Source organism: Flavobacterium facile (genome assembly GCF_036321945.1).
Lineage (GTDB): Bacteria > Bacteroidota > Bacteroidia > Flavobacteriales > Flavobacteriaceae > Flavobacterium > Flavobacterium facile.
Genome location: NZ_JAZAYT010000014.1, coordinates 1 through 4,750 on the forward strand (window position 1 = coordinate 1; position 4,750 = coordinate 4,750).

6 protein-coding genes are annotated in these 4,750 nt (G+C 30.1%); all 6 read right to left on the reverse strand.

Going from position 1 to position 4,750, the window contains the following annotated elements; translation table 11 throughout:
* Positions 1-41 precede the first annotated feature (41 nt).
* The 6 genes from UEQ13_RS00145 to UEQ13_RS00170 all read right to left on the reverse strand — a co-directional run bounded on the left by UEQ13_RS00145 (position 42) and on the right by UEQ13_RS00170 (position 4,697).
* Positions 42-962 (reverse strand): IS3 family transposase, encoded by a 921-nt coding sequence (locus UEQ13_RS00145; protein ID WP_329804351.1) that lies wholly within the window; start codon positions 960-962, stop codon positions 42-44.
* Entirely contained in the window at positions 860-1,285 is a 426-nt protein-coding gene (locus UEQ13_RS00150) for an IS630 transposase-related protein (RefSeq protein ID WP_329804348.1), read from the reverse strand. The genes UEQ13_RS00145 and UEQ13_RS00150 overlap by 103 nt, the downstream gene beginning before the upstream one ends.
* Positions 1,286-1,489: 204 nt before the next feature.
* Entirely contained in the window at positions 1,490-1,789 is a 300-nt protein-coding gene (locus UEQ13_RS00155; protein WP_329804349.1) for a type II toxin-antitoxin system RelE/ParE family toxin, read from the reverse strand.
* Entirely contained in the window at positions 1,782-2,030 is a 249-nt protein-coding gene (locus UEQ13_RS00160; protein WP_166131645.1) for a type II toxin-antitoxin system ParD family antitoxin, read from the reverse strand. Before UEQ13_RS00160 ends, UEQ13_RS00155 begins: the two co-directional genes overlap by 8 nt.
* Positions 2,031-2,265: 235 nt before the next feature.
* A complete protein-coding gene (locus UEQ13_RS00165) occupies positions 2,266-3,537 on the reverse strand; it encodes a TraB/GumN family protein (RefSeq protein WP_329804350.1) in 1,272 nt (423 codons plus the stop codon).
* Between the two features lie 155 nt (positions 3,538-3,692).
* Positions 3,693-4,697 carry an IS30 family transposase gene (locus UEQ13_RS00170; RefSeq protein ID WP_329804339.1) on the reverse strand — a complete coding sequence of 335 codons (1,005 nt, stop codon included), beginning with the start codon at positions 4,695-4,697 and terminating at the stop codon, positions 3,693-3,695.
* Positions 4,698-4,750: the final 53 nt, after the last annotated feature.

The following is a 4,750-nucleotide window of genomic DNA, read 5'->3' on the forward strand; positions in this document are numbered from 1 at the left end:
TGTAACGTCCTGAAATAGGTTGACGTTTTTTAATTAATTTTTCAATTCAAATTTAGATAAATTATTTCATTATTCCTACGATACGATTTATACGGAATATCAGGATTTAAATGCACGCTAACAGGAGTTCTTCCCTTTAAGCTGTCATGTGGTCTTAAAGAGTTATAAATCTTTACAGCGCGTCTTACCATTTTTTGAGCCATAGTTTTGTTTGGAATCGTCTGATTTAGTCCAAATTCATATTTCATAGTTTTGTTTAAACGTTCTGCTAGAGCGTTTTCGTATGGATCATATTGTTCAGTCATGCTTATTAAAATATTGTTGTCTTGTAGAATTTTGACATATTCTGGCCAACAATAATGGAAGCCTCTGTCGGAATGATGGATTAGTTTTTGATTTGGATATTTTCTGTTTTTTAACGCCATTTTTAAAGCTTCTATTGACAATGAAGCTTTCATGTTTGTAGCTACATGAAAGCCCATTATTTGTTTAGAATAGGCATCGGTTACTAAAGCTAAATAGGCATTTTTTCCATTTAGTTTTAGATAAGTTATATCACTAACCCAGAGTTCTTCGGGATGATTTGGGACTTTATTTTGCACCAAATTTTTCCATTTTGTAAAGAGATGATTAGAGTTTGTGGTGCGTGTGAAATTCCTTTGTTTAGGAACCAATAGGGTATGAGCTCTAAGAAAATCGAAGAAATTGTCACGTCCCATTTTGATGTTTTCTAATTTCATTTGTTCTTGTAGCAGCTGATGTAATTTTCTTCCACCAGTTACTTGACTGATTTCACCTCTTTTGTCGATAACCATTTTTACTAGTTTTTCATTATCAGCTTTTTGTTTCTTACAAACACTCATTTTTTTGTAGAGTGCTTGTCTTGATATCCCGAAGCATTGGCAGATCCATTTGATTTTAAAAGTGCTTTTTTCTTTAGTTCCACTTCTTTGGCCAATGATTCGGGCAGCGACTTTTTTGCATAATCGTTCCCTGTATCAATTTCAGCTTCGGCAATAATCATTTGTTGGAAGTCTTTTATGAATTCCAGTTCTTCAATTTTTTGCTTTAGTTTTTTAATTTCGTCTTTGTTTGACATTCCTTTTTGTTTTTGCTCTAAGGTAGCAAATTTTTGTAACCAATAATAAATTGCATTACGTCCGACTTGGTATTTTACTGCTGCGTGATTGACGGAAATTTGTCCGTTGCATACTTCATCAATAATTTTTAATTTTAAGTCAAATCCAACGGATTTTTTTTGACAGTGTGGTTGGTTTTCTTTCATATTGTCCTGTAAATAGTTGTTGATTTTTTGTCAACCTATTTCAGGATTTTACATTTTCAATAGTTACTGCTAACGGGCCGCGGCTTGCTGAAGTGGAGACTTCGTAAATTGTTTATTTGTAGCTAAGATAAAATTTCTTGCGAAATGTGAACGTGATTTTAAAGAAAAATTCGCCATTTTAGTAAACTGCTGTTAACTGTAGTTTTATTCTTGAATTCTGTTTTTCAAATCCATTCTAGAATGTAAAAATCTTATTATTTCTATTTCGTTCTGGTTGATAATTCTGAATAATATTAAATGTTGACCAGATTTATAACCAAATATGTCATTGTTAATCTCTACATAGTTTTTACCCAAGTTTCGATTTTCAGCCAATACTTGACAGTCTTTAAGAAGTTCAAAATAATATTTATCAGCTTGATTTTCAGACCATATTTCGTAAGTGTAATCCCAAATCTTTGATAAATCCTCAACAGCCTTGTTTGTTAAATTATATTTAGCCATTTTTCTTTTTGACTTTTAACGATTCAAGGTGTTTCATCGGATCAAATTCTGTTGCTATTCCACTTTCAATCCCTTCTGTTATTGCTATTTTTAGAGCAATAATTTTACTTTCCTCTTCTTCTAGTAACCTCAATCCAGCTCTAATAACTTCACTAGCATTTTTAAATCTTCCTTCCGATACTCTGTTGTCGACAAAGTTTTCAAAATAGTTTCCAAGAGAAACAGATGTATTTCGTCCCATAATAAATTTGTTTTTAACAAAGTTACCAAAATTTGGTAATTATCAAAGAATAAAATCTATAAATTATTGAATTCTCCAATTCTGAGCAAAAATTACAGTTAACGTTCCGGCGCTTGGCGAGGTTGCGAACTTCGGAACCGATTATTTTCTATCAAAGATAAAATTTCTTGCGAGAAATAAACGTGAATTTACTACTAAATTCGCAATCTTGCCAAACGCCTGTTAGCCGTAGTTTTTATTTTATAGGTTCAGCCCAATCTGAATTTCTTATTAAAATTATTCCTTGGGCATAGTCTGTTGTTGAAGTATTTTTATCTGTAACTTTCATACCAGAAATTAGAGTTAATAAGCCTGTACTTTTAATTAGTCTTAATGAGTTTTTGTAAGGAGATTTAGTTTTGTTTATATCAAAAAAAGTAGTAGAGTTTTCATTTGTAACCTTTTTTAAATCTGAAATTCCAAAGTGATAAAGTAAAAAAGCATTATCACAAGAAACCTCTGTTTTTGTATGTTCTTCGTCACTCCTTAAAAAGAAAGGCAAATATTTGGAAGGAGCATTCATGTAACTGTCTAAATATCTAGGTATAATTGTATATGTTTTGGATCTCACTGGTGAGTTTGGGTTTTTTACAAGCGTTCCAAAATCCTTCTTATTATTCATTTCTTTTTGCAAAACATGTGCTTCACCAAAATAGCCATAAATTTTCTGCCCTTGAAAATTATATCTTTTATATAAATCGATGAAATTTAAATACATTATATCTTCTCTTGACGTTGTTTTATAATAATCAACTAGATTTTTTCTTATATGTTCAATATCTTTTATACAATCTATAGTTGTCGAATTTAGATTTATTGATGAAGTCAGTTTTGGCAATTCAACTTCTGTCCATTCTAAAAATATATTTTCGTCTTTTGGTATGTCAGAAGAAAGGTTTATTTTACTCAATAGAATTTTTAAATGATTTTTAGTGACATTTATATTTTGAATTTTATCAATCCCATAAACTCTAATCTGAGAGTCTTCAGTATTCATACTGTTTAGTTTACGAATTTGAATCCATTTGTTTTTGTAATCGAGATTATTATGTCCATGATAGATTATCCAACTGTTTAATACGTAATCAATCAGCTTTTCGTCTCCATTTTTCAGATATTCATTTAAAAAATATGCTTGACTAAAATCAATCTCTGCCAAATGAATTTTCATTCCAGCTTTTTTATTTAAATACTTGATGAGTTCAAAATCAATCTTTGTTGTCTCTTTTATTCCGTGAAATTCGCCAAAGAGAAACAAATCATTTGTTTTTATGTACCCATCTAAATTTCTAAAGCTTAAATTTTCATTTTGATTAACTGACTCAAATAAGTTTTTATTTTCTTTCCAGTATCTGACAGATTCTTCGCCTGAATAATTGTCATATTTTTTTACTGAGAATCCATAAATTAGGGATAAAAGTAAAGCAATACATAAAAATTTTATTCTTTTCAATAGTTTATTTCTCAATTATATACGTTTGGCGGATTCAAGACCTTAACGCAACAAGGTCAGTTAATATTGTTCTAATCAAAATTAGTATTTTCTTTTCATTTTGTCTAATTTCAGAATAACTTTTTTGGTCTTTTTAATTGACCAAAAGTTATTTCCGAAATAGGCTTGATTTATGCTATATAGTTAGTGATTTCTTGATTCATTTTTTCTTGAGGTGTTTTGTACCCTAAAACCTTTCTAGGTCTATTGTTTAGAGTTAATTCAGCATGTTTTAGTTGTTTGTTTGTTATGGTGTTAAAATCAGTTCCTTTAGGGAAAAAACGCCTAATTAAACCGTTCGTGTTTTCGTTAGTTCCACGTTCCCAGGAAGAATAAGGATTAGCAAAATATATATCCATTCCAGTGTTATTTGATAGCCATTTGTGATTTGCCATTTCCATTCCGTTGTCGTAAGTCATTGATTTTACAGTGTATTTGGGTAGTGTTTTCAAGTGTTTTGCAAATTGTTGTGTCACGGTTTCGGATTTTCTATTTTCTAATTTAATAATGAAAACATATCTTGTTTTTCTTTCTACAATTGTTCCGATGGCACTTTTTTGTCCTACACCAATCATTAGATCTCCTTCCCAATGTCCAACTTCGTTTCGTAACTCAACACTGTTGGGTCTTTGGCTAATATTTACTTGGTCTTTGATTCGTATTTTGTTTTTTCCACCTTTTCTATTGTATCTTCTTTTGGAATGATGATAGGGTAGAAGTTGTATGAGTTTTTTGCCTAATCTTGACTGTCTATGTTTATAAATATGCTGATAAATTGCTTCATGAGAGATTGTCATAATACTATTGTTAGGATAATCAATTTTAATTCTTCCAGCAATTTGTTCTGGCGAAAAACCACATAATAAGCCTCTGTAAACAAATAGTTTAAGTTTTTTATGAGTATTTATTTTATCAAGATTTCTTTTGTTTAAATACTCTTCTTTTGCAAAGAAATCTGCTAAAGTTGCATTGTATTTATCGGTTGGTTTGTGCATCCAACTATTTATTTCTCGAGTAATAGTAGAACGATTTCTATTTAGATGCTTTGCAATATAACTTTTAGACTTATTTTCATAGAGTAAAGTCTCAATAATAATGCGTTCATTTAGTGTAAGTCGTTTGTGCTTTTTTTCCATAATTCAACAAAGATAAAAATTATCATTTGTTGCATTAAGTTATTGAATTCTCC

Coding starts and splice junctions, on each gene's coding strand:
- UEQ13_RS00170 (WP_329804339.1), bottom strand. CDS start 4,697: ATGGAAAAAAAGCACAAACGACTTACACTAAATGAACGCATTATTATT.
- UEQ13_RS00155 (WP_329804349.1), bottom strand. CDS start 1,789: ATGGCTAAATATAATTTAACAAACAAGGCTGTTGAGGATTTATCAAAG.
- UEQ13_RS00160 (WP_166131645.1), bottom strand. CDS start 2,030: ATGGGACGAAATACATCTGTTTCTCTTGGAAACTATTTTGAAAACTTT.
- UEQ13_RS00150 (WP_329804348.1), bottom strand. CDS start 1,285: ATGAAAGAAAACCAACCACACTGTCAAAAAAAATCCGTTGGATTTGAC.